The organism is Mycolicibacter terrae (genome assembly GCF_010727125.1).
Classification (GTDB): Bacteria; Actinomycetota; Actinomycetes; order Mycobacteriales; family Mycobacteriaceae; genus Mycobacterium; species Mycobacterium terrae.
In genome coordinates this window covers 2,527,163-2,548,395 of record NZ_AP022564.1, presented here as the reverse complement: position 1 = coordinate 2,548,395, position 21,233 = coordinate 2,527,163, and the positions used below count along the sequence as shown (strand labels likewise).

General features: G+C 69.4%; 17 protein-coding genes, 1 other RNA gene and 2 pseudogenes. 13 read left to right on the top strand and 7 right to left on the bottom strand.

From position 1 onward, the window contains the following. Nucleotides 1-11: 11 nt before the first annotated feature. Nucleotides 12-1,130 carry a bifunctional RNase H/acid phosphatase gene (locus G6N23_RS12295; RefSeq protein ID WP_085261075.1) on the top strand — a complete coding sequence of 373 codons (1,119 nt, stop codon included), beginning with the start codon at nt 12-14 and terminating at the stop codon, nt 1,128-1,130. 6 nt (nt 1,131-1,136) lie between these two features. On the opposite strand, the gene G6N23_RS12290 is transcribed toward G6N23_RS12295, so the two are convergent. The 3 genes from G6N23_RS12290 to cysK are packed head-to-tail and all read right to left on the bottom strand — an operon-like array spanning nt 1,137 to nt 3,297. After that, on the bottom strand, nt 1,137-1,712 hold the full coding sequence (locus G6N23_RS12290; protein WP_085261074.1) for a type II toxin-antitoxin system RelB family anti-toxin: 576 nt from the start codon (nt 1,710-1,712) through the stop codon (nt 1,137-1,139). A 57-nt stretch (nt 1,713-1,769) separates the two neighbouring features. Next, a complete protein-coding gene (epsC, locus tag G6N23_RS12285) occupies nt 1,770-2,354 on the bottom strand; it encodes a serine O-acetyltransferase EpsC (RefSeq protein WP_085261073.1) in 585 nt (194 codons plus the stop codon). A gap of 7 nt (nt 2,355-2,361) precedes the next feature. Further along, nucleotides 2,362-3,297 carry a cysteine synthase A gene (gene cysK, locus G6N23_RS12280; RefSeq protein WP_085261072.1) on the bottom strand — a complete coding sequence of 312 codons (936 nt, stop codon included), beginning with the start codon at nt 3,295-3,297 and terminating at the stop codon, nt 2,362-2,364. 233 nt (nt 3,298-3,530) lie between these two features. Here cysK and G6N23_RS12275 point away from each other — a divergent pair, with 233 nt between their 5' ends. Further along, nucleotides 3,531-4,484 (top strand): NAD(P)/FAD-dependent oxidoreductase, encoded by a 954-nt coding sequence (locus G6N23_RS12275; RefSeq protein WP_085261071.1) that lies wholly within the window; start codon nt 3,531-3,533, stop codon nt 4,482-4,484. After that, complete coding sequence (locus G6N23_RS12270; protein ID WP_085261070.1) at nt 4,481-5,113, top strand: class I SAM-dependent methyltransferase; 633 nt, start codon at nt 4,481-4,483, stop codon at nt 5,111-5,113. The genes G6N23_RS12275 and G6N23_RS12270 overlap by 4 nt, the downstream gene beginning before the upstream one ends. A gap of 23 nt (nt 5,114-5,136) precedes the next feature. Here G6N23_RS12270 and G6N23_RS12265 read toward each other — a convergent pair whose 3' ends face one another. Further along, entirely contained in the window at nt 5,137-5,853 is a 717-nt protein-coding gene (locus G6N23_RS12265; protein ID WP_085261069.1) for a 2OG-Fe(II) oxygenase, read from the bottom strand. Nucleotides 5,854-6,295: 442 nt separating this feature from the next. Between G6N23_RS12265 and rnpB the strand changes: the two genes are divergently transcribed. Beyond that, nucleotides 6,296-6,681: RNase P RNA component class A (gene rnpB, locus G6N23_RS12260), an RNA gene on the top strand. Nucleotides 6,682-6,893: 212 nt separating this feature from the next. Here the strand turns inward: rnpB and G6N23_RS22695 are convergent. Both G6N23_RS22695 and panB read right to left on the bottom strand, forming a co-directional pair. Continuing rightward, nucleotides 6,894-7,529: pseudogene (locus G6N23_RS22695) on the bottom strand (CHAD domain-containing protein); the annotation flags it as partial. A gap of 38 nt (nt 7,530-7,567) precedes the next feature. Continuing rightward, nucleotides 7,568-8,419, bottom strand: coding sequence for a 3-methyl-2-oxobutanoate hydroxymethyltransferase (gene panB, locus G6N23_RS12250; RefSeq protein ID WP_085261068.1), 852 nt, complete (start codon nt 8,417-8,419; stop codon nt 7,568-7,570). A 247-nt stretch (nt 8,420-8,666) separates the two neighbouring features. On the opposite strand from panB, the gene G6N23_RS12245 reads away from it, so the two are divergent. From G6N23_RS12245 to G6N23_RS12230, 4 genes are read left to right on the top strand one after another with little or no spacing between them, the layout of a single operon-like run. Continuing rightward, nucleotides 8,667-10,208: an alpha/beta hydrolase gene (locus tag G6N23_RS12245; protein ID WP_085261067.1), complete on the top strand. Its 1,542-nt coding sequence runs from the start codon at nt 8,667-8,669 to the stop codon at nt 10,206-10,208. Nucleotides 10,209-10,228: 20 nt separating this feature from the next. Continuing rightward, entirely contained in the window at nt 10,229-11,569 is a 1,341-nt protein-coding gene (gene glnA, locus G6N23_RS12240) for a type I glutamate--ammonia ligase (protein WP_085261066.1), read from the top strand. After that, on the top strand, nt 11,566-14,598 hold the full coding sequence (locus G6N23_RS12235) for a bifunctional [glutamine synthetase] adenylyltransferase/[glutamine synthetase]-adenylyl-L-tyrosine phosphorylase (protein ID WP_085261165.1): 3,033 nt from the start codon (nt 11,566-11,568) through the stop codon (nt 14,596-14,598). Before glnA ends, G6N23_RS12235 begins: the two co-directional genes overlap by 4 nt. Nucleotides 14,599-14,613: 15 nt before the next feature. Then, nucleotides 14,614-15,279, top strand: a complete 666-nt coding sequence (locus tag G6N23_RS12230) for a PaaI family thioesterase (RefSeq protein ID WP_085261164.1) — start codon at nt 14,614-14,616, stop codon at nt 15,277-15,279. An 11-nt stretch (nt 15,280-15,290) separates the two neighbouring features. On the opposite strand, the pseudogene G6N23_RS12225 reads toward G6N23_RS12230, so the two are convergent. Beyond that, nucleotides 15,291-15,584 (bottom strand): annotated as a pseudogene (locus tag G6N23_RS12225) (HNH endonuclease signature motif containing protein); the annotation flags it as partial. 34 nt (nt 15,585-15,618) lie between these two features. Between G6N23_RS12225 and G6N23_RS12220 the strand changes: the two are divergent. The 5 genes from G6N23_RS12220 (at nt 15,619) to G6N23_RS12200 (ending at nt 20,988) form a co-directional block, all read left to right on the top strand. After that, nucleotides 15,619-16,983 (top strand): recombinase family protein, encoded by a 1,365-nt coding sequence (locus G6N23_RS12220; protein ID WP_085261064.1) that lies wholly within the window; start codon nt 15,619-15,621, stop codon nt 16,981-16,983. A gap of 196 nt (nt 16,984-17,179) precedes the next feature. Then, nucleotides 17,180-17,425 (top strand): hypothetical protein, encoded by a 246-nt coding sequence (locus G6N23_RS12215; protein ID WP_085261063.1) that lies wholly within the window; start codon nt 17,180-17,182, stop codon nt 17,423-17,425. Between the two features lie 98 nt (nt 17,426-17,523). Beyond that, nucleotides 17,524-19,620 carry an AAA family ATPase gene (locus G6N23_RS21995; RefSeq protein WP_234808623.1) on the top strand — a complete coding sequence of 699 codons (2,097 nt, stop codon included), beginning with the start codon at nt 17,524-17,526 and terminating at the stop codon, nt 19,618-19,620. 453 nt (nt 19,621-20,073) lie between these two features. Then, the gene (locus tag G6N23_RS12205) at nt 20,074-20,406 is read left to right on the top strand and encodes a hypothetical protein (protein WP_085261062.1); all 333 of its coding nucleotides are present in this window, start codon (nt 20,074-20,076) and stop codon (nt 20,404-20,406) included. Between the two features lie 24 nt (nt 20,407-20,430). Then, the gene (locus G6N23_RS12200; RefSeq protein ID WP_085261061.1) at nt 20,431-20,988 is read left to right on the top strand and encodes a hypothetical protein; all 558 of its coding nucleotides are present in this window, start codon (nt 20,431-20,433) and stop codon (nt 20,986-20,988) included. Nucleotides 20,989-21,233: the final 245 nt, after the last annotated feature.

Genomic DNA, 21,233 nt, shown 5'->3' with positions numbered 1-21,233 from the left:
AGGGTCGTGGGATGAAGGTCATCGTCGAGGCCGACGGCGGTTCGCGCGGCAATCCGGGGCCGGCCGGCTACGGAACGGTGGTGTGGTCCGCGGATCGCGCCGAGGTGCTGGCCGAAGCCCGGGAGTCGATCGGTGTGGCCACCAACAACGTGGCCGAATACCGCGGCCTGGTCGCCGGTTTGACCGAGGCGGCACGGTTGGGCGCCGCAGAGGTTGCGGTCTTCATGGACTCCAAGCTGGTGGTCGAGCAGATGGCGGGCCGGTGGAAGGTCAAGCATCCGGACCTGATCCCACTGCACCGGCAGGCCCGCGAATTGGCGTCGAAGTTCGACCACGTCCGCTACAGCTGGATTCCGCGGGAGAAGAACTCGCACGCCGACCGGCTGGCCAACGCTGCGATGGACGCCGCGGCCGCGCCGGCCGCGGCCGCGCCGGCCGCGGGCGAGCCGGTGGAATCGGAGGGTGAAAGACCCGGGAAGTCTGCGGCGCCAACGGCTCCCGGCTGGACGGGCGCAACCGGAACGCCCACTCGACTGCTGCTACTGCGGCACGGGCAGACCGAACTGTCGGTGCAGCGGCGCTACTCCGGACGGGGCAACCCGCCGCTGACCGACATGGGCCGGGCGCAGGCCGATGCGGCGGCCCGTTATGTCGCCCAGCGCGGTGGCATCGCCGCGGTCATCAGCTCGCCGCTGCAGCGCTGCTATGACACGGCCACCGCAGCGGCGCAGCTGCTGCGCCTGGACGTGACCGTCGATGAGGACCTGACCGAGACCGACTTCGGGGCCTGGGAGGGGCTGACCTTCGCCGAGGCGGCCGCCCGCGACCCGGAGCTGCACCGGCGCTGGCTGAAGGACACCTCCACGCAGCCTCCGGCGGGGGAGAGCTTCGACGCGGTGCAGCAGCGGGTGTCGCGGGCACGCGACCGGATCATCGCCGAACACGCCGGCACCACCGTGTTGGTGGTGTCGCACGTGACTCCGATCAAGACCGTGCTGCGCCTGGCGCTGGACGCCGGCCCGGCGATCCTCTACCGGCTGCACCTGGATCTGGCGTCGTTGAGCATCGCCGAGTTCTTCGGTGACGGGCCCGCCTCGGTGCGGCTGGTGAACCAGACCGCCTACCTGTAGTCGGCCTCAGTCTTGCAGGTGCACCCGTTCGCCGTGGGCGCCGAAGATCATGATCGCCTCGGCAGGCCCGTCGACCGCGCCGAACCAGTGCGGGGTCCAGGTCGAGAATTCGACGGCCTCGCCCGGGCCGATCAAAAAGTCGTCGTCGCCGAGCACCAGCCGGAGCCGGCCGGACAGCACGTACATCCACTCGTGGCCCTCGTGCACCGGTAACTCGGCCGGGCGGCGGCGCCGCACGCTGACCCGGATCTTGAAGGCGTGCAGACCACCGGCCGGACCGTGCCGGGTCAGCGGCCAGTAGGTGATGCCGTGGCGGGTATGGGAGGTGCCTCGCACCCGCGGGTCCGGGTGTTCGGGGGCACGCAGCAACTCGTCGGTGCTGACCGACAAGGCCTCGGCAAGCCGGGGCAGATGGTCCAGGGCCAGGCGCCGCTTGCCGGACTCCAGACGGCTCAGCGTGGAGACGTCGATGCGGGCCCGGGTGGCCACGTCCTCCAGCGTCAGGCCTTGCTGCATGCGCAGCTCACGCAGGCGACGCCGCACCCGCAGGTCGACGCCGCCTTCCCCGTCGTTTGCCTGCATGGCAAATAACCTTGCCAGTTGGACGCGACCCGCGCAATCGGCCCTGCCGAACGGGTGTCAGATGTACATCGCCGGGTCGATGTAGGACGTCGGGTCGACACCCGGCTCACGCTGATTCTCGGTGCGGGCGCGCACCACCGCTGGGATTCCGGTGGCGATCGAATTCGCCGGTACGTCATGGGTGATGACGGCATTGGCGCCGATAGCGGAATCGTCGCCGATGCTCAACGGACCGAGGACTTTTGCGCCGGCGCCGATGGTCACCCGGTCGCCTACCGTCGGGTGGCGCTTGCCCCTGTTCAGGGAGCGCCCGCCCAGCGTCACCCCGTGATAGAGCATCACGTCGTCGCCGATCTCGGCGGTCTCACCGATCACCACACCGATCCCATGGTCGATGAAGAACCGCCGGCCGATGGTCGCACCCGGGTGGATCTCGATCCCGGTGACCACCCGGGTGAACTGCGAGAGCACCCGGGCGGCGCCACGCAGGGCCGGACGGCGCCAAAGCCGGTGTGCCAACCGGTGCGACCAGATGGCATGCAGACCCGAATAGACCAGGGCGTTCTCGAGGTCCCCGCGTGCCGCCGGGTCGTGCGCTCGCGCGTTGCGCAGGTCTTCGCGTACCGCCGATAGCAGGCTCATGGCGTGATCATTCCCTGATGTGCTCGAACAGCGGGGTCGAGATGTAGCGTTCGCCGAAGTCCGGGATGATCACCACGATGAGCTTGCCGGCGTTCTCCGGGCGTCTGGCCAGGTCCAATGCGGCCCAGACGTTGGCGCCCGCGGAGATTCCACCGAGGATGCCTTCGTCGGTGCCGAGTGCGCGGGCGACCCGGATGGCGTCTTCGGAGGTGACATCGATGATCTCGTCGTAGACGTCCCGGTCGAGCACCTCGGGCACGAAGTTCGGCCCGAGGCCCTGTAGCTTGTGCGGTCCGGGGTCGCCGCCGTTGAGGATCGCGGAGTCCTTCGGCTCGACGCCGACGATGCTGACCTCGGGCTTGCGTGCCTTGAGGGCGTGGCCCACCCCGGTCAGGGTGCCCCCGGTGCCGATGCCGGCGACGAAAATGTCGACGGCGCCGCCGGTATCCGACCAGATCTCCTCGGCGGTCGTCACCGAGTGGATCTGCGGGTTGGCGGGGTTGGCGAACTGATCGGCGGCCACCGCGTTGTCGGTGTCGGCGATGATCTGCTTCGCCTTGGCCACCGCGCCGGACATGCCCTCGGCGCCGGGCGTCAGCACGATCTCGGCGCCGAAGGCGCGAAGCATCACCCTGCGCTCGGTGGACATGGTGTCGGGCATGGTCAGGATCACCTTGTATCCGCGCGCCGCACCGACCATCGCGAGCGCGATACCGGTGTTGCCACTGGTGGCCTCGACGATCGTTCCACCGGGCCGCAATTCACCGGAGCGCTCGGCTGCGTCGATGATCGCCACCCCTATTCGATCTTTGACACTGTGAGCCGGGTTGTAGAACTCCAGCTTGGCCACCACCTCCGCACCGAGGCCGTCGGTCAGCCGGTTAAGGCGCACGAGTGGCGTGTGCCCGACCAGTTCGGTGACGTTGTCGTAGATCCTGCCCATAGGCGACCTTATCTCTCGCTGCGTGTCCGGTGCCGCGCGGCCACACCGGATAGACCCCGTAAACGATGCTAGAAGTCGGCTTCGGTGTCGTGGCGGACGGCCCTGAAGAACAGCTCGATTCTCCGGGTCGGCGCGGCGCGCAGCCGTGGCGACGCTGCTCCGTCCCTCGCGGTATTTGCCTGTATGGCAAATTTCCTTGCCACTCGTGGGCGTGGCCCGGCACGCTCGGCTGCATGGACGGAATCTGGGATTGCATCGTGGTGGGCGGCGGGGCTGCCGGGCTCAGCGCCGGCTTGGTGCTGGGCCGGGCCCGGCGCAAGACGCTGCTGATCGACGCCGGGGAGCAGAGCAACCTGGCCGCAGCCGGTATCGGCGGCCTGTTGGGCCACGACGGCCGCCCGCCGGCCGAACTGTATGCACTCGGGCGCAGCGAACTCGGGTCCTATGGTGTGCAGATCCGCGCCGGTGAGGTGACCGACATCGGCCGCGTGGACGGGGCTTTCACAGTGCGTGTGGCCGACGGCGCCACCGAGCGGACCCGCCGGGTGCTGCTGGCCACCGGGATGGCCTACCTGCCACCGGAGCTGCCCGGCGTGGACGGGCTGTGGGGCCGTTCGGTTTTCCACTGCCCGTTCTGCCACGGCTGGGAAATGGCCGATCGACCGCTGGCGGTGCTGGCCCGTGGTGACCGCGCGGTGCACTTGGCGCTGTTGTTGCGGTGCTGGAGCGAGGACATCGTGGTGCTCGGCGACGGCTCTGCCGACCTCGACGACGCCGGCCGGGCCCGGCTGTCCGGTGCCGGCGTGAAGGTCGACGAGCGGACGGTAGCGGCACTCGATGCCGCCGACGGTGAGTTGTCGGCTGTGGTGTTCGCCGACGGCAGCCGGCTGCCGCGACGGGGACTGCTGGTCGCGGTGGGCATGCGGCAGCGCGATCGGCTCGCCGCGCGACTCGGTGTGGATATCACTGCTCCCGGCCTCGCCGAAGACCCGGTCGGGGTGGATCCGCTGTGCCGCACGTCGATTCCCGGAGTCTTCGCCGCCGGGGATCTGACCGCAGAGATGCCGCAGGTCGCCGCGGCGGTCGCGGCGGGCTCTCGGGCCGCAGCGGCAGTGGTGCGGAGTCTGGCGGCCGACGACTACGGTCTGGCGCTGCCTGGCGTAGCCGCCGGCGGGGGTGAGCGATGACTGAGTCCGTGCAGGACGCCGGGGAGTTCTGGGAACAGTTCTACGGCGGTGACGAGCGGGTGTGGAGCGGACGCGTCAACGCCCGGCTCGCCGAGGCCACCGCCGACCTGGCGCCGGGCCGGGCGCTGGACCTGGGCTGCGGAGAGGGCGCCGATGCCGTCTGGCTGGCCGAGGACGGCTGGCAGGTGCTCGCCGTCGATATCTCCGCCAACGCCCTGAATCGGGCCAGGGACGCGGCGGCGCAACGGGATGTGTTGTCACGCATCCGCTTCGAGTGCCACGACCTGTCCACCAGCTTCCCCGACGGCCGGTTCGACTTGGTGTCGGCGCAGTTCCTGCACTCCCCGGCGCCGCTGGACCGCCAGACGGTGCTACGCCGCGCCGCCGACGCCGTAGCAGTGGGTGGGATGTTGCTGATCGTCGACCACGGGGCGGCGCCGCCGGGTGCCGGGGAGCATGCCCGCGACCATCATTTCGCCGGCGTCGCCGAAGTGTTGGCGTCGTTGAACCTCGACGGTGAGAACTGGGAACGGATCCGCGCCGAGCAGTCACGACGCGCGGGCGTCGGGCGCGACGGGCAACCGGCGACCTGGATCGACAATGTGATCCTGTTGCGGCGGACCGGGTAAGCGGCGTCTTTCAGGCGCCGCCTTCACGCCGCGTCGTGAAAGATCAGTCCGAGGGTGTAGCGCTCGCCGGAGCGGATGGCCGAGACGCCGTGGCGCACCGGTGCGGTCGACCAGCCGCGGGTCGAGCGCACCGGCCGGTCGCGGGTGGTGAACACGTAGCCGTGCCCTTGCGGCAACTGTGTGGCGGTGCCCCGCGACTGGGCTCGCGGCCGCTGTTCGACCAGCAGGAATTCGCCGCCGGTGTAGTCGACTGTCGGGTCGCTGAGGTTGATGACAACCTGCAGTGGAAATACCAAGTCGCCGTAGAGGTCTCGATGCAGCGCGTTCCAGTCGCCGGGACCGTAACGCAGCATCAGCGCGGTGGGCTTCGTCTGCCCGGCCCGGTGGCAGTGATCCAGCCATTCGTCGAAGTCGTCCTGCCAGGGCGTCTCCCGGCCCAGCCGGGCCGCCCAGTCCCGGGCGATCGGCAGTAGGTGCGGATACAGCGCTCGTTTGAGGTGATCCACCGGCCCCGGTGCCGGCGCCGCGAAATACCGGTATTGCCCGGAGCCGTAACGATGGCGCTGCATGTCGACGGTGGCGCGAAAGCGTTCGTCGCACGCGTAGACCCGGCGCAGCCGCGCGGCTTCGGCCGTCGTCAGCAGCCGGGGCAGCAGCGCGCCGCCGCACTCGTCGAGATCGGCGGCGATGGCGTCCCAGTCGCCGGCGTCCACCCGCTTTCGCCACGGTGTCGTCGTCATCGGCCCTCCGCGTTGATTCTGCTCGGAGAAGAGCTCTCGCTCCGCTCGCTTCGATTAAATCGCGTTGCGCGTAATCGCCGGTGCCGGGCAACCAGCGAGTTTCACGAATGACGCGGTAGTAGGTCATTTCGGTGCGTCGACAGCTAACGGGTGCGCTCTACTGTTCCGCCCAGGCTTCGTGACGAGGGGAATGGCGATGCCGGTGAGATCCGCAGTGATGTGCCCGATCGGCAGGGCAGGGGCCCCGCCCTGGCTATCAGCGGTCTGGAGATCCTCAACCGCTGGTACCTGACCCGGCGGATTTCGCGAACATGTCCGACTGCGCCGACAACGCCATCCGGGGTGTGGTCGGAGAGCACGGTGGACCGGACCGTGGTGGCCGCTGTTTACGGCCGCAACTGAGGCGTTCCGGCGCGTCGCGTAGTACGGTGATCAGCGCGGACGAGTTGGCCGGGCGACCGCGGCTCGCGCGAGCGGGTCGAGGAAAGTCCGGACTTCACAGAGCAGGGTGATTGCTAACAGCAATCCGAGGTGACTCGCGGGAAAGTGCCACAGAAAACAGACCGCCACCTGTCGGTGGTAAGGGTGAAACGGTGCGGTAAGAGCGCACCAGCGTCCCGGGTGACCGGGACGGCTCGGTAAACCCCACCCGAAGCAAGGCCAAGAAGGCCGCATTTCGGTGCGGTCGCGCAGGCGCCTGAGGGCTGCTCGCTCGAGCCTGCGGGTAGGCCGCTTGAGGTACCCGGCGACGGTGTGCCCAGATGGATGGTCGCCACCGCATCGCATCGCGGTGCGGTACAGAATCCGGCTTATAGGCCAGCTCGTCCGCCCCGCCACATCGCCATCGACTCGGCGAGCTCGTCGAGCGCCTCCTCGAGCTGGGCGCGGCAGCTGCGGGCGATGTCGCGCTCCTGCTGGTAGAGCAACCCGTAGCTGAAGGTGTCCTCACCAGCCGCTTCGGCGGCTCGCGCCTCCTCGAGCAGGTGCGAGCGGCTGACCACGCTGTCCTGATGCTCGCCGAGCAGGGTCTGGATCGTCTTGGCCTGCTCGGCGATCGCCGGCTCACCCACCGCAGCGGCGGTGTAGCGCAGCCGTTTGGCGGCCTTGCGGATCCGGTGCAGCGCTTCATCGCGGCCGGCGCCGGCCACCCGGGTGGCCTTGGCGGCCTTAAGCAGCCGCCGGAAGGCGGCGTGGATCGAGTCGGGGGAGCGGCCCCCGGGCTCTTCGGCGGCGGGTTCTTCGGCCAGGGCCCGGAGGTCACCGAGCAACTGCCGATAGTCCGGCGAGTCCAGCGCGGCCACCGAGTCGGCCCACCCGGCCCGATAGTGCTCCTGGGCGGCGTCCACCAGCCGCTCGACGACCCGGCCACGCACCAGGGGCGGTGCCATCCGGTCCAGCGCCCGGCGATAGCGGTGCGCCAGCACCTCGGCGTCCCGGGCGGTTCCGAGCACCCCGGCCAGCCGGCGCAGCTCGCAATCGGGCGAGGCGACCGCGGTCGGACCTCCGAACGCATCCGGCGCTGCCCGCAGCAGGCTGCGGATCCGGCGAATGCTCACCCGCATCTGATGCACCGCGTCGTCGGCATCGGCCCGCACGGCACGCTCGAGCACCGGCAGGGAAGCGACCTGTTCGGCAATCGCACGGCGAATCGGATCGCCGGTGTCGTCGCCGGTCATAGGCCCAGCGTGTCACACACCGAGCCCGATGGCGCCGGCTAGAAGCAGTGCTCCTCGGCGGGGAAGGTTCCGGCCGCCACCTCATCGGCGTACCGCGTCGCCGCGCGGCGCAACTCCGCCCCCACGTCGCCGAAGCGCTTGACGAAGCGGGCAGTTTTGCCGGTGGTCATCCCGGCCATGTCCTGCCACACCAGAACTTGCGCGTCGCAATTGGGGCCGGCGCCGATCCCGACGGTGGGAATGGTCAGCTTGCCGGTGATCTGGGTGGCCAGCTCGGCCGGCACCATCTCCATCACCACCGCGAACGCTCCCGCTTCGGCCACCGCGATCGCATCGTGGATGGTCTGCTCGGCGGCGTCACCGCGTCCCTGCACCCGGAAACCGCCGAGGGTGTTGACGCTCTGCGGGGTGAACCCGATGTGCGCCATCACCGGAATGCCGGCCGCGGTCAGCATCGCGATCTGGTCGGCCACCCGCTCACCGCCCTCGAGCTTGACCGCGTGCGCACCGCCCTCCTTCATGAACCGGGTGGCGGTGGCCAGTGCCGCCGCGGGGCCGCCCTCATACGAGCCGAACGGCAGGTCGGCGACCACCAGCGCATGCGGGGCGCCGCGCACCACCGCGCGCACCAGCGGGATCAGTTCGTCGATGGAGATCGGAACCGTGCTGTCGTAGCCGTAGACCACGTTGGCGGCCGAGTCGCCGACCAGCAGCACCGGGATTCCGGCGTCGTCGAAGATTCGGGCGGTGGAGTAGTCGTAGGCCGTCAGCATCGACCACTTGCGGCCCTCGCCCTTCAGCTGTTGCAGATGATGGACGCGGGTCTGCGGAGCGATGCGGACCGGGTCGGGCCGTGAATCGTTGGAGGCGCCATAAACGTGCTCAGACATCGTTGTCCCTCGAACTGGTCGGGTCGATCCTCGAAGCCCTCACTCGGGTCCCCGGGTCGTCTGACATCAGCCAGTGTGCCACCTGCGGCCCTGCTGGTGAATCACCAGGTGAGTGGATTTCCTCACACCGGCCCAGGCAGATCGCCGACCAGGTGGGGCGGCCGTGCCAAGAAGCAACCGCCGGACGCCACGCGCTGACGCCCTGGTGTCGGGGTCTGCCCAGCTGTGCATGGCAGCATGTGGTGTCATGACCCCGCCGACCCGCCGCGACAGGATCGTGCGCACCACCTTGACCTGCCTCGCGATCGCGGTGGTGGTCCTGACGGTCGGCAGCTGCACCCGGATGATTCCGGGTCACGCGGTGCTGGCCGCGCCACGGGTCGGCCAGCCGGTCCAGTGGGACAAGTGCCGATTCACCGCCGACACCAACATCAAGGTCCCCGACGACGCTCAGTGCGGGTTCATCGCGGTGCCGGTCGACTACTCCAAACTGCAGGGCGACGTCGCGCGGCTGGCCATGATCCGGTTCCCGGCCACCAAGGACAAGATCGGCTCACTGGTGATCAACCCGGGCGGGCCGGGGGAATCCGGGATCGAAACCGCGGTCGGGCTGGTCTCCACGCTGCCGCGCAAGATCCGCGAGCGGTTCGACCTGGTCGGTTTCGACCCGCGCGGGGTGGCGTCGTCGCGCCCGGCGGTGTGGTGCAACTCCGACAAGGAGAACGACCGGCTGCGAGCCCTCAACCAGGTCGACTACAGCCCGGAGGGCGTGGAGCGCATCGAGAACGAGACCAAGGAGTACGTCGCACGCTGCCTGGAGAAGACCGGCAAGGATTTTTTGGCCAATGTCGGCACCGTCAACGTCGCCCGTGACCTCGACGCGATCCGGGCCGGGCTGGGCGACGAGAAGTTGACCTATCTGGGCTACTCCTACGGCACCCGGATCGGTTCGGCCTACGCCGAGGCCTACCCGCAGAACGTCCGCGCGATGATCCTCGACGGTGCCGTGGACCCCAACGCCGACCCCATCGAGGAGGATCTGCGCCAGGCACAGGCCTTCCAGGGTGCGTTCGACGACTTCGCGGCGGACTGCGCCAAGGAACCCGAGTGCCCGTTGGGCACCGACGCGGTCAAGGCCGTCGACGTCTATCACAGCCTGGTAGACCCGCTGGTGGACAAGCCCGCCAAGACCAAGGATCCGCGGGGGCTGAGCTACAGCGACGCCATCGTCGGCACCATCATGGCGCTGTACTCCCCGACGTTCTGGAAGCACCTCAACGACGGCCTGTCGGATCTGGCCGATGGCCGCGGCGACATCATGCTCGGGCTGGCCGATCTGTACATGCGCCGCGACGCCAACGGTCACTACACCAACGCCACCGACGCCCGGGTGGCGGTCAACTGTGTCGACCAGCCACCGGTCACCGACCGCGCCAAGGTGATCGACGAAGATCGGCGTTCGCGTGAGATGGCGCCGTTCATGAGTTACGGAGAGTTCACCGGCGACGCGCCGCTGGGCACCTGCGCGTTCTGGCCGGTGCCCCCGACCACCGAGCCGCACACGATTTCGGTGCCCGATCTGCCGCCGACGATGGTGGTGTCCACCACCCGCGACCCGGCCACCCCGTATCAGGCCGGCGTCGACCTGGCCAAGCAGCTGCGCGGCGGCCTGCTGACCTTCAACGGAACCCAGCACACGGTGGTGTTCCAGGGCAACGAATGCGTCGACGGCTACGCCACGCGTTACCTGGTCGACGGCACGTTGCCACCAGACGATGCGAAGTGTTGAGCGCTGCTACGCTTCGCGGTATGGACCGTCAGAAGGAGTTTGTGCTCCGCACGCTGGAGGAGCGCGATATCCGCTTCGTCCGGCTCTGGTTCACCGATGTCCTCGGGTATCTGAAGTCGGTCGCGATCGCACCGGCCGAGCTCGAGGGCGCCTTCGAAGAGGGCGTGGGCTTCGACGGTTCGGCGATCGAGGGCTTCGCGCGGGTCTTCGAATCCGACATGGTCGCCCATCCCGACCCGTCCACCTTCCAGTTGCTGCCGTGGACGTCGGATAACGGCCGGCAGTACTCGGCCCGGATGTTCTGCGACATCACCATGCCGGACGGTTCCCCGGCCTGGGCATCGTCACGGCACGTGCTGCGCCGCCAGCTGGCCAAGGCCGGGGAGCTGGGCTTCGCCTGCTACGTGCACCCCGAGATCGAGTTCTTCCTGCTCGAGCCGGGCCCCTACGACGGCACGACACCGGTTCCGGCCGATGACGCCGGGTATTTCGACCAGGCGATCCACGGGTCGGCCGCCAACTTCCGCCGGCATGCGATCGACGCGCTGGAAACCATGGGCATCTCGGTGGAGTACAGCCACCACGAAAACGCCCCGGGGCAGCAGGAGATCGACCTGCGCTACGCCGACGCGCTGTCGATGGCCGACAACGTGATGACCTTCCGCTACCTGATCAAGGAGATCGCGCTCAAAGAGGGAGTGCGGGCGTCGTTCATGCCCAAGCCGTTCCGCGAGTACGCCGGCTCGGCCATGCACACCCACATGAGCCTGTTCGAGGGGGAGGTCAATGCCTTCCACAGCCCCGACGACCCCTTGCAGCTGTCCAAGACTGCCAAGTCGTTCATCGCCGGAATCCTCGAGCACGCCAACGAGATCAGTGCCGTCACCAACCAGTGGGTCAACTCCTATAAACGGCTGATCCACGGCGGGGAAGCCCCCACCGCGGCGTCCTGGGGCGCGTCCAACCGCTCGGCGCTGGTGCGGGTGCCGATGTACAGCCCGCACAAGACGTCGTCGCGGCGCATCGAGGTGCGCAGCCCGGACTCGGCGTGCAACCCCTATCTGGCGTTCGCCGTGCTGCTGGCAGCCGGCCTGCGCGGAGTCGAGAAGGGCTACGAACTCGGCCCGGAGGCCGAGGACAACGTGTGGGCGTTGACTCCCGAGGAGCGCCGGGCGATGGGCTACCGGGAACTGCCCGGCACCTTGGAGCGCGCCCTTTCCGAGATGGAGAACTCCGAGCTGGTCGCAGAAGCGTTGGGGGAGCAGGTTTTCGACTTCTTCTTGCGTAACAAGCGTCAGGAGTGGGCGAACTACCGCAGCCACGTGACCCCCTACGAGCTGCAGAATTACCTGGCGCTCTGACCCGGACGGTCGTGACCTACCCCGGAGCGCAGCGCCGCAAGCTGCCTAGCGTCGGGCGACTGGGTCTGGTCGACCGGTACGCTGCGGCGGATCTGACCCAGCTCGGTTGGTACAGCTCCTACACCCAGGCGCATGTCGATGTCCTGTGGGCGCTGTCGCGAGCGCCCGACGCCGATCTTGCGCTGCGCACGCTGGTCCGGCTGTCGGAGGCGCCGGGGATCGACTGGGACGAGCTGAGCGCGGCGCTGCTGGCCGATCGCGGTCTGCGTGGGCGGCTGTTCGGGGTGGTGGGATCCTCGCTGGCGCTGGGGGATCACCTGATCGCCCACCCGCAGTCCTGGAAGCTGCTGGCGAGCTCGGCGGACTCCGAGAGCTACACGCTCACCCTGCCGTCGGCGGATGCGCTGCGCGCCATGTTCGCCGAGTGCGTCGCTGAGACGATCGACGGTGCCTACGTCGAGCGGCTGCGGGCGCTGTACCGCGACCGGCTGCTGGTGCTGGCCGCGTTGGATCTGGCGCCGACCGTCGAGAACCTGCCCGAACTGCCGTTCGTGACCGTCGGGGCGCATCTGTCCGACCTGGCCGACGCCGCGCTGGCGACGGCGCTGCAATTGGCCGAGACGACGGTGTGCGGCGCGGACGACACCGCCGCCGTGCCTCGCCTGGCCGTTATCGCGATGGGCAAATGCGGTGCGCGCGAACTGAATTACGTCAGCGATGTCGACGTCATCTTCGTCGCCGAGGAAGCCGACGCGGTGAGCAGCCGGGTCGCCGGCGAGCTGATGCGGGTGGCCGGCGAGGCGTTCTTCGAAGTGGATGCCGGGCTGCGGCCGGAGGGCCGGCACGGTGCGCTGGTGCGGACCTGCGAGTCGCACATCGCCTACTACCAGCGGTGGGCCAAGACCTGGGAGTTTCAGGCGCTGCTCAAAGCGCGCCCCGCCGCCGGTGACGCCGAACTGGGCCGAGCTTACGTCGAGGCGCTGCTGCCGATGGTCTGGACCGCTTGCGAGCGTGAGGATTTCGTCACCGACGTGCAGGCGATGCGTCGGCGGGTGGAGCAGCTGGTACCCGCCGAGATCCGGGCCCGCGAGATCAAACTCGGCGCCGGGGGCCTGCGCGACGTGGAGTTCGCCGTGCAACTGCTGCAGCTGGTGCACGGCCGCAGCGATGAGTCGTTGCATGTGGCGTCAACCGTCGACGCCCTGGCCGCACTGGGCGCCGGCGGCTACATCGGCCGCGAGGATGCGGCGACGCTGACCGCGTCATATGAGTTCCTCCGGCTGCTCGAACACCGACTGCAGTTACAGCGGCTCAAGCGCACCCACATGCTGCCGCCGCCCGACGACGACGAGGCGTTGCGCTGGCTGGCCCGCGCCGCCCACGTCCGGCCGGACGGTCGCCACGACGCGCTGGGGGTGCTGCGCGAGGAGCTCAAGGCCCAGAACCTACGGGTGTCACGGCTGCACGCCAAGCTGTTCTACCAGCCGCTGCTGGAGGCCGTCGGCCCTGCGGGCCTCGAGCTGGCCGGCGGCCTGACGCCCGGCGCCGCCGAACGACAGCTCGCCGCGCTGGGCTACGAGGCGCCGCAGAACGCCCTGACGCACCTGGCGGCGCTGACCAACCAGAGCGGCCGCCGCGGCCGGGTCCAGACGGTGCTGCTGCCCAAGCTGCTGTACTGGCTGTCGGATACGCCCAGCCCCGACGCCGGACTGCTGGCCTACCGCCGGCTCAGCGAGGCGCTGGCCATGCAGCGCTGGTACCTGAGCACGTTGCGCGACAGCAGCGCCGTGGCCAAGCGGCTGATGCGGGTGCTGGGCACCTCGGCCTACGTCCCGGAACTGTTGATGCGGGCACCCGACGTCATCAAGGCCTATGGCGACGGTCCGTCCGGGCCGAAACTGCTCGACACCGAGCCCGACGCGGTGGCGCGGGCGCTGATCGCGTCGGCGGCCCGCCACGCCGACCCGGTCCGCGCGATCGCCGCGGCGCGCAGCCTGCGCCGCCACGAACTGGCCCGGATCGCCTCGGCGGACCTGCTCGGCATGCTCGAGGTGCGCGACGTCTGCAAGGCGCTGACCACGGTGTGGGTGGCGGTGCTGCAGGCCAGCCTGGACGCGATCATGCGGGTCAACCTGCCGGACGACGGCCCCGGGTCGGCTCCGGCGCGTATCGCCGTCATCGGCATGGGCCGGCTGGGCGGGGGCGAACTCGGTTACGGCTCGGACGCCGACGTGATGTTCGTCTGCGAGGCCAATGACCAGGCGGCAGGGGTGAGCGACGCCGACGCGGTGCGCTGGGCGACGACGATCGCCGAACAGGTGCGGGCGCTGCTGGGCACCGCCAGTGTCGACCCCCCGCTGCAGGTCGACATCAACCTGCGACCCGAGGGTCGCACCGGCCCGCCGGTGCGCACCCTGGCCTCCTATGAGGCCTACTACGCGCAGTGGGCGCAGCCGTGGGAGATCCAGGCGCTGCTGCGGGCGCACTGGGTCGCCGGTGACGCCGAACTGGGCCGACGTTTCCTGCTGATGGTCGACGAGACCCGCTACCCGGCCGGCGGGGTCTCCGCCGAGGCGGTGCGGGAGATCCGCCGGGTCAAGGCGCGCGTCGACTCCGAGCGGCTGCCGCGGGGAGCCGACCCCAACACGCACACCAAGCTGGGCCGGGGCGGGCTGGCCGACGTCGAGTGGACCGTGCAGCTGCTGCAGCTGCGCCACGCGCACCGGGTTCCGGCGCTGCACAACACTTCGACGCTGGAGACCCTGGACGCCATCGCCGCTGCCGGCCTGCTCGAGGAAGACGACGTGGACCGGCTCCGGCAGGCGTGGCTGACCGCGACCCGTGCCCGCAATGCGTTGGTACTGGTCCGTGGCAAACCCACCGACCAGCTACCCGGGGCGGGGCGCGCGCTGAACGCGGTCGCGGTGGCTGCCGGCTGGCCCGGCGGCGACGGCGGTGAATTCCTGGACAACTACCTGCGGGTGACGCGACGTGCGAAGGCCGTGGCACGCAAGGTATTCGGTGATTAGAGGAGAACATCTGTGGTGAATCTCGGAGCGGACTCGAACGTGCCCACGATCAGCGCTGACGAGAGCGCGCTGCTCTTGCAGCGCTACGGACCGCTGGCGCAGGCGGTACGCGAGCTGATCGACGCCACTATTCGCACCCAGGCCGACGACACCACGGCCGGGGAGGTGACCGCCCAGGTGCGCCAGCTGACCGAGCGGCTGCGCGCCGGGACACTCAGCGATGCACCGGGATTGCGTTACATCGTCGACGGGCGCCCACTGGCATGGGGCAACGCGGTGATCGGCCTGCGCAATCCGATCGCCCCGCCGCTGGTGATCCAGCACGGCGAGAACGGCCACTGCTGGACCGACTTTCACCTCGGCGCGGCCTATGAGGGCCCGCCTTCGCTGGTCCACGGCGGGGTGAGTGCCCTGGTGCTCGACCATCTGCTCGGTGAGGCGGCCAGCGACGGACTGACCAAGCCGCTGTTCACCGGGACGATCACCATCAAATACCTGCGCGGCACGCCGCTGGGCCCGCTGCGCGCGGAAGCCTCGGTATACCGCCGGGAACGCATCAAGTCCTATGCCCGCGGGCATATCTCCGACGCCTCCGGTGTCACGGTGGAGGCCGAAGGCGTGTTCATCATGCCGGCGTGGGCGCGCGACGCGGGCGAGGTGGACTGGCGCCACGCGCCCTGACGAAACGCCGGTCAGGCGGCTTCGTTACTGGGCGGGTCGGGGTCGCCGCGCAGTAGTTCTTCGGGGTGGTGGGCGTGGTTGATCTCGGGTGGGCCGGTGCCGTCGGTCCAGCCGAGGCGGCCGGAGGCGGTGGCGACGGTCTGTTGTCGTCCTTCGGTGGTGTCGGTGTGATCGCAGCCGCAGGCGAAAAACAGCTTGTCGGCGTCAGTGCGGCCGCCGTTGGCCCAGGGATCGCAATGGTGGACCTCGCAGTGGTACCCGGGCACGAGGCAGTCGGGTCGGGTGCAGCCGCGGTCGCGGGTATGGAAACCGCGTTAATGCACTTATAGGCTAGCTGCCATGCGCGCCGCCGTCTACACCAGAATCAGCCAAGACACCGCCGGGCAGGCCCTCGGCGTGAAACGCCAGCTCGAGGACTGCCTGGCCCTCGCCGACCGGCTCGGTTGGGAGGTCGTTGCCCACCACGACGACAACGACCTGTCCGCATTCAGCGGCAAGACCAGGCCCGGTTTCGAGGCCCTGCTGGCCGCGATGGAAGCCGGCGAAATCGGCGGCCTGCTCTGCTGGCACACCGACAGGCTGTACCGATCCATGAAAGACCTCGAACGGCTGATAGAGATCGCCGACGCCCGCCGCGTGCAGATCAGGACGGTCAACGGCGGCGACCTGGACCTGTCCACCAGTGCCGGCCGAATGCTGGCCCGCATCCTGGGCAGTGTGGCCCGGCAAGAGTCGGAACACAAGGGTGAGCGGCAGCGCCGCGCAAACGATCAGGCTGCCGCCGCCGGCAAGTGGGTGTCCGCTAACCGGCCGTTCGGGTACACGATCAAGGGCGAGATTGTACCCGAGGAGGCCGCCATGATCCGGCAGGCCGCCCGGGATGTGTTGGCAAGCAAGAGTATTCGGGCCGTGTCGAAAGAGTGGATCGCGGCCGGCGTGACCGGCACCCGCGGACGGCCATTCACCAGCCCGAATGTGCGCCGCCTGCTGATGAACCCACGCTATGCGGCGATCGTCGTGCACCGCGGCCGCGAGGTTGGGCCGGGGCAATGGGAGCCGATCTTGGATGTGGACACGCACCGCGGGCTGGTGGCGTTCCTGTCCGATCCGGCGCGACACCCAGGCGTGAACTTCGACCGGAAGTACATCGGCTCCGGGGTGTACCTGTGCGGGCTGTGCGGCGGCCCGATGCGGCACGCGCTGGCCGGCAACCCGACCGCCCCACGTTATGAGTGCCGCGACCACCAGCACGTCGTACGCCGCGGCGAACCCGTAGACGAGTGGGTCGAAACAGTTGTACTGCAATATCTGTCACGCCCAGATATACCGTTGCGTCTCGATGATGGGCGCACCGTGGACGTTGCCGAGCTACAGGCCCAACGCGCTGGGTTGCAGGCCCGGCTCGATGAGTTGGCCGGCCTGTTCGCCGATGGCGCGGTGGATGGCTCGCAGCTACGCCGAGGCACCACCCAGCTCCGCGGGCAGTTGGCCGGCATCGACGCGGAGCTGGCCGAGCTGGCCCGCAAGAATCCGGCCGCTGATCTGATCGGCGCCGGTGAGCAATTGCGGGAACGCTGGGACGCGCTGACGCCGGACCTTAAGGGGAAAGTCATCTCGGAGTTGGTGACGGTCACGATTATGCCGGCGGGGCGCCGCGGCCCTGGTTTCGATCGGTCTCTGGTAGTGGTCGAGCCGAGGGCATAAAACTTGCGCCTAGTAATTAACGCCAATTACCCTGGTAGTAGCCGGGAAACGGAAATCACCTGAAACCCCCGAGCGAGCGGCAAACCGATAAGGGTGCGACGCGACCCGCCCCAACACCGGTGGCGGCTCAACTTGAAAATCCCGCCCACTGTGGGCAATTCAACCGGGATTTTCCGCGCTCAAAAACAGGTGAACAATGGCACGCGCCTACCGTATTTCTCCCGCCGTCGCACAACTCCGCGGCCGCGTAAACGCCCTCCAACGCTACCGGCCGGCAGACGATCTCGAACTGCTCACCACCCGGCAATCCCTCTCCTACGAGAGGCTCGCACAGCAGGCCGCCCAAGTGGTCGCCGACTGGCCCGCACCGACCACCGAACAGTTGAACCGCGTCGTCGCCATCCTCAACGCCGGCAGTCGTAACACCGCGGCGGCATCGTGACAAACGAAAACCCCCGCAGCGCGGGGGCTTCCGAGGTGGGCACCTCAAAACAGTCTAGCGGATCAACCACGACCCCGGCCAGTGTCGATCTCGCCCGAGTGCTGGGATACCTGCCCGCCGAGCGTGTTTCGCTGAACTGGCAGACCCGCCCCCGCGGCCGGTTTACGTCCCGCATCGTGGACGCCGCCGAGCTGCCGGCCGCAGTCGGTCAGGTTCCGCAGCCGTCGTGCGTATGGTTCGGGGTCAACCCGACCAGCGCACAACATGGCCGCGGGACCGCTGCTGACGTGACCCGGCTCGCTGCCCTGTACTGCGAACTGGACGACGACGACACCAGCCCGGCACAGATGGCGGCGATCCTCGCCGACATAATCCGGGTGCTCGGCGAACCCGCCGCCGTCGTCGCGTCCGGGCACGGCCGGCACGTTTACTGGCCGGTCACCGGCGGCACCATCACCGACGAGTTCACCCGCGACGACGCCGCCGCCCTACTGGCCCGCCTGTATCGGATCGTGTGCGCTGTCGCGGCCCAGCATGGCGCCGGCACACCGGACAACGTGTGCGAGCTGGCCCGCGTACTGCGCGTACCCGGCACCGTCAACCACAAACGGGACCCGGTGCCGGTCACGCTCACAGTCAATGCCCACGCCGACGCCCTCACCGTCGCCGACGCCCGGCAACGACTCGACGCCGCCGAACAGCAGTACCCGGCACCGCCTGCACCACCGCCACCGCCGGTGGCCCCCGGTGACAGCAGCGCGGACAGACGGTACGCCCTGGCGACGCTAGACAGCCATGCCGGCCAACTGGCCGGCATGGCACCGGAGACGGGACGCAACAACGCCCTCAATGCCGCGGCGCTGCGCTGCTACCGGCTCGCAGACGGCGCCGGCATGGACCGGGCCATCGTCACCGCCACACTCACCGACGCCGCCCAGCGGGCCGGCACGGAAGGCATCGCCGGCACCCTGGCCTCGGCGGCACGCAAAGCAGACCAGGAAGGCGCCGCGTACCGGCCCAACAACAGCACCGGCCCAGACCTCGGCGACACCACCGTGACCGCCGCCGAACTCGGCGCCGAAGATCAACCCCACGATGGGGAACCGCGGCCCGGCACTGACAAGGCGGCCGGCTGGCAGCCAATGGACCTCGGCCCGTACCTGCGCGGCGAAATCCGACGCCCCACACCCGAACTTGGGCCACCCCGATCGGACGGGCTGCGGTTCCTCTACCCAGGCAAGGAGCACGCCATCATCGGCGAAACCGAGTCGGGCAAAACGTGGTTCGCGCTCGGTGCCGCAGCTGTCGAAATGAAAGCCGGCCGTGACGTGGTCTACATCCACTACGAGGAAGCCGACCCCGGGTCCACGATCGAACGGCTACGCCGCCTCGGGCTGCCGGATGCCACGATCGCCGCCCGGCTGCGGTTCGTTGCGCCGATCAACCCGGTGCAGTCCGACTGGCTCGCCGCACTGCTAGACCCGGCGCCCCGCCTCGTCATCCACGACGGGGTGAACGAGGCGATGGCACTGCACAGCGCCGGCATTAAGGACGTTGAGGGGGCCGCCGAGTTCCGGCGTCGCCTCATCCTGCCCTGCCTGCGCGCCGGCGCCGCCACCCTGGCGTGCGACCACCTGCCGATGATCCGCGACGCCGGCCGCCGCGACGCCATCGGCAGTGTGCACAAAGGCAACGCGCTCGACGGTGCCCGCATCCTGCTGGAGAACGTCGAACCGTTCGGCCGTGGCCTGCGCGGCGCATCCCGCGTCTACATCACCAAGGACAGGCCCGGATACCTGCGCGCACAGGGGGAACCCAGCCGGGCAGTGCCGGGGAAAACCTATATGGGCACGCTCGTGGTGGACGACACCGACAGCGCCGGCCCGGACTTCATGACGATATGGGCACCCAAGGCCGACAGCGACGGCACCAACCTCAACGTCGGCCCCGACGCCAGCCCGGTAGCCGACGCGGTGGTCGCCGTCATCGCTGCCCAGGATGGGCAGCGGGTGGAGTCCTGGCGGCAGCTCTGCGCCCACCTACGGGCCGGCGGCCACAAGCTCGGCGACGCCGCGATCCGTGACGCCGTGGACGACCTCGTGGTGGCTCAACGGATCACCGCGGCGAGCGGGCCAAGGGGGGCGACGGCCTACCAGTTAACTCCCGCGACTGCGGCTGGGGCATCCAATGAGTGACCGCGGCTGGGACTGCGGCAGTGACTGCGGCGCCGACTGCGGCTCTCTAGTACGAGCCGCAGTCGGCCGCAGTCACTTCCCGACTGCGGCGCACTGCGGCCGCCGCAGTCAGCCACAGTCAGCCGCAGTCGATATTTCAGGCCATCAGCAAACACCAGCGGCACCCCCGGCAGCCGGCAGCTGGCGTGGCCGGCAGGCCCGCCACGCGCTGCGCCGCCGCGCAGCCCAGCCGCCACGGACGCGGCCCGCCGGGTGACGGTAGGGGGAAACGCTCTGTGGGCCGTACGGGGGGCAAAGGCAGCCCCGGGGTGTAGACCAGTCTACGAAAATTGCTGCGGCACAACAGGACACGATAGACTGGATGGTGCGCCACCCCGACCCCCCGGGAACAGTCGAACAGATAGGACCACCCGCCACCGGCGGGAGGACAACAGCACCGATAGGGGAAAAATCGTGGCAGCAGACCAGCAGACAAAACAGCAGGCCGCAGCCGAAGCACTACGCGGCCTGCTCCGCAGCGGTGGTGCCGCCGTCCGCGCAACCATTCAACACCCCGACCCCGATGTGCGGCGGGCCGCAGCGAAACGCCTCCTGACCGGAACCCCGCTCGGGGACCCCGAGGCCGCCGCGCTCCGCAAAGACGCCGCCCAGGCCGCGCTCGCCGACTACGGCGCCACCTCGTTGGGCCGCGGCTGGCCCGCCTACGACCCCGACGCCGCCGCAGCAGCGATCGAAGCCACCGGCGTCACCTACGCCGGCCACGACAGCACTGGCGAAACACTCTAGACCGCAACACGATAGGAGAAAACTGTGTCTTTCAACGACCGACCCGGACTGCAACACGTCCGAACCCGCCAGGCCATCCGCGACTTGCAGCAGTTCGACTGCCCGATCCCCACGCCAGTAGCCGAGGCACTCGCCGAACTGGACGCGCTCACCGCGAGGGCACCGCGCAAGCCCGACGACGCCGCCCTTGCTGCGGCCGCCGCAGCCGGCGACGACACCGAACTGGCTCGCCTCGCCACCGAAGTCGTCACCCTCGATGTGCGGGCGCAGGCCCACGGCGCCGCCGTTGAAAACGCCGCGCACCACGTCAGCGGGGTGCTGGCCGAGCACGGCGCCGAAGTGCTGCCCCGCCTCGATGAAGTTGCGGCCGAGGCTGCCGCTGTCATCCGCGAAGCGCAGCGGCACCGCGGCCGAAGCATCGAGGCCCTGGTGCGGGCAGGCAAACCGGAGGCGGCCACCGCGGTCGCATCTGCCGCCGCGGCCCGCCAAACGTTCCAGCGGGTCGCCGAGCTGGCCGACCGGCACCTCCACCGGGCCTTGACCACACCGTGGCCGGCCGACGCCGAAACAGTCGGCGAATGATCGTGGCCCCGACCGACTGTCGCAGCCCCCGGTCCGTCCCTATCCGGTTTCCCCGGGGGCGCCGGCGGTCGGGGCCACCCCCAAACCGTGCGGCCCGAGCCGGCCGCACCACACAAGCCCCGGCCCCCGCCAGAACATCCGCGGTTACTTGGAAGCTGGGGACGCAACCGCGATCCCAGAAACTGTGTTGCGGCGGGGGCCGGCTACACGTGAGGCCCCGACCCGCGCACCGCGGGCGGGGGCCT

Coding starts and splice junctions, on each gene's coding strand:
- G6N23_RS12295 (WP_085261075.1), top strand. CDS start 12: ATGAAGGTCATCGTCGAGGCCGACGGCGGTTCGCGCGGCAATCCGGGG.
- G6N23_RS12290 (WP_085261074.1), bottom strand. CDS start 1,712: ATGCAGGCAAACGACGGGGAAGGCGGCGTCGACCTGCGGGTGCGGCGT.
- epsC (WP_085261073.1), bottom strand. CDS start 2,354: ATGAGCCTGCTATCGGCGGTACGCGAAGACCTGCGCAACGCGCGAGCG.
- cysK (WP_085261072.1), bottom strand. CDS start 3,297: ATGGGCAGGATCTACGACAACGTCACCGAACTGGTCGGGCACACGCCA.
- G6N23_RS12275 (WP_085261071.1), top strand. CDS start 3,531: ATGGACGGAATCTGGGATTGCATCGTGGTGGGCGGCGGGGCTGCCGGG.
- G6N23_RS12270 (WP_085261070.1), top strand. CDS start 4,481: ATGACTGAGTCCGTGCAGGACGCCGGGGAGTTCTGGGAACAGTTCTAC.
- G6N23_RS12265 (WP_085261069.1), bottom strand. CDS start 5,853: ATGACGACGACACCGTGGCGAAAGCGGGTGGACGCCGGCGACTGGGAC.
- panB (WP_085261068.1), bottom strand. CDS start 8,419: ATGTCTGAGCACGTTTATGGCGCCTCCAACGATTCACGGCCCGACCCG.
- G6N23_RS12245 (WP_085261067.1), top strand. CDS start 8,667: ATGACCCCGCCGACCCGCCGCGACAGGATCGTGCGCACCACCTTGACC.
- glnA (WP_085261066.1), top strand. CDS start 10,229: ATGGACCGTCAGAAGGAGTTTGTGCTCCGCACGCTGGAGGAGCGCGAT.
- G6N23_RS12220 (WP_085261064.1), top strand. CDS start 15,619: ATGCGCGCCGCCGTCTACACCAGAATCAGCCAAGACACCGCCGGGCAG.
- G6N23_RS12215 (WP_085261063.1), top strand. CDS start 17,180: ATGGCACGCGCCTACCGTATTTCTCCCGCCGTCGCACAACTCCGCGGC.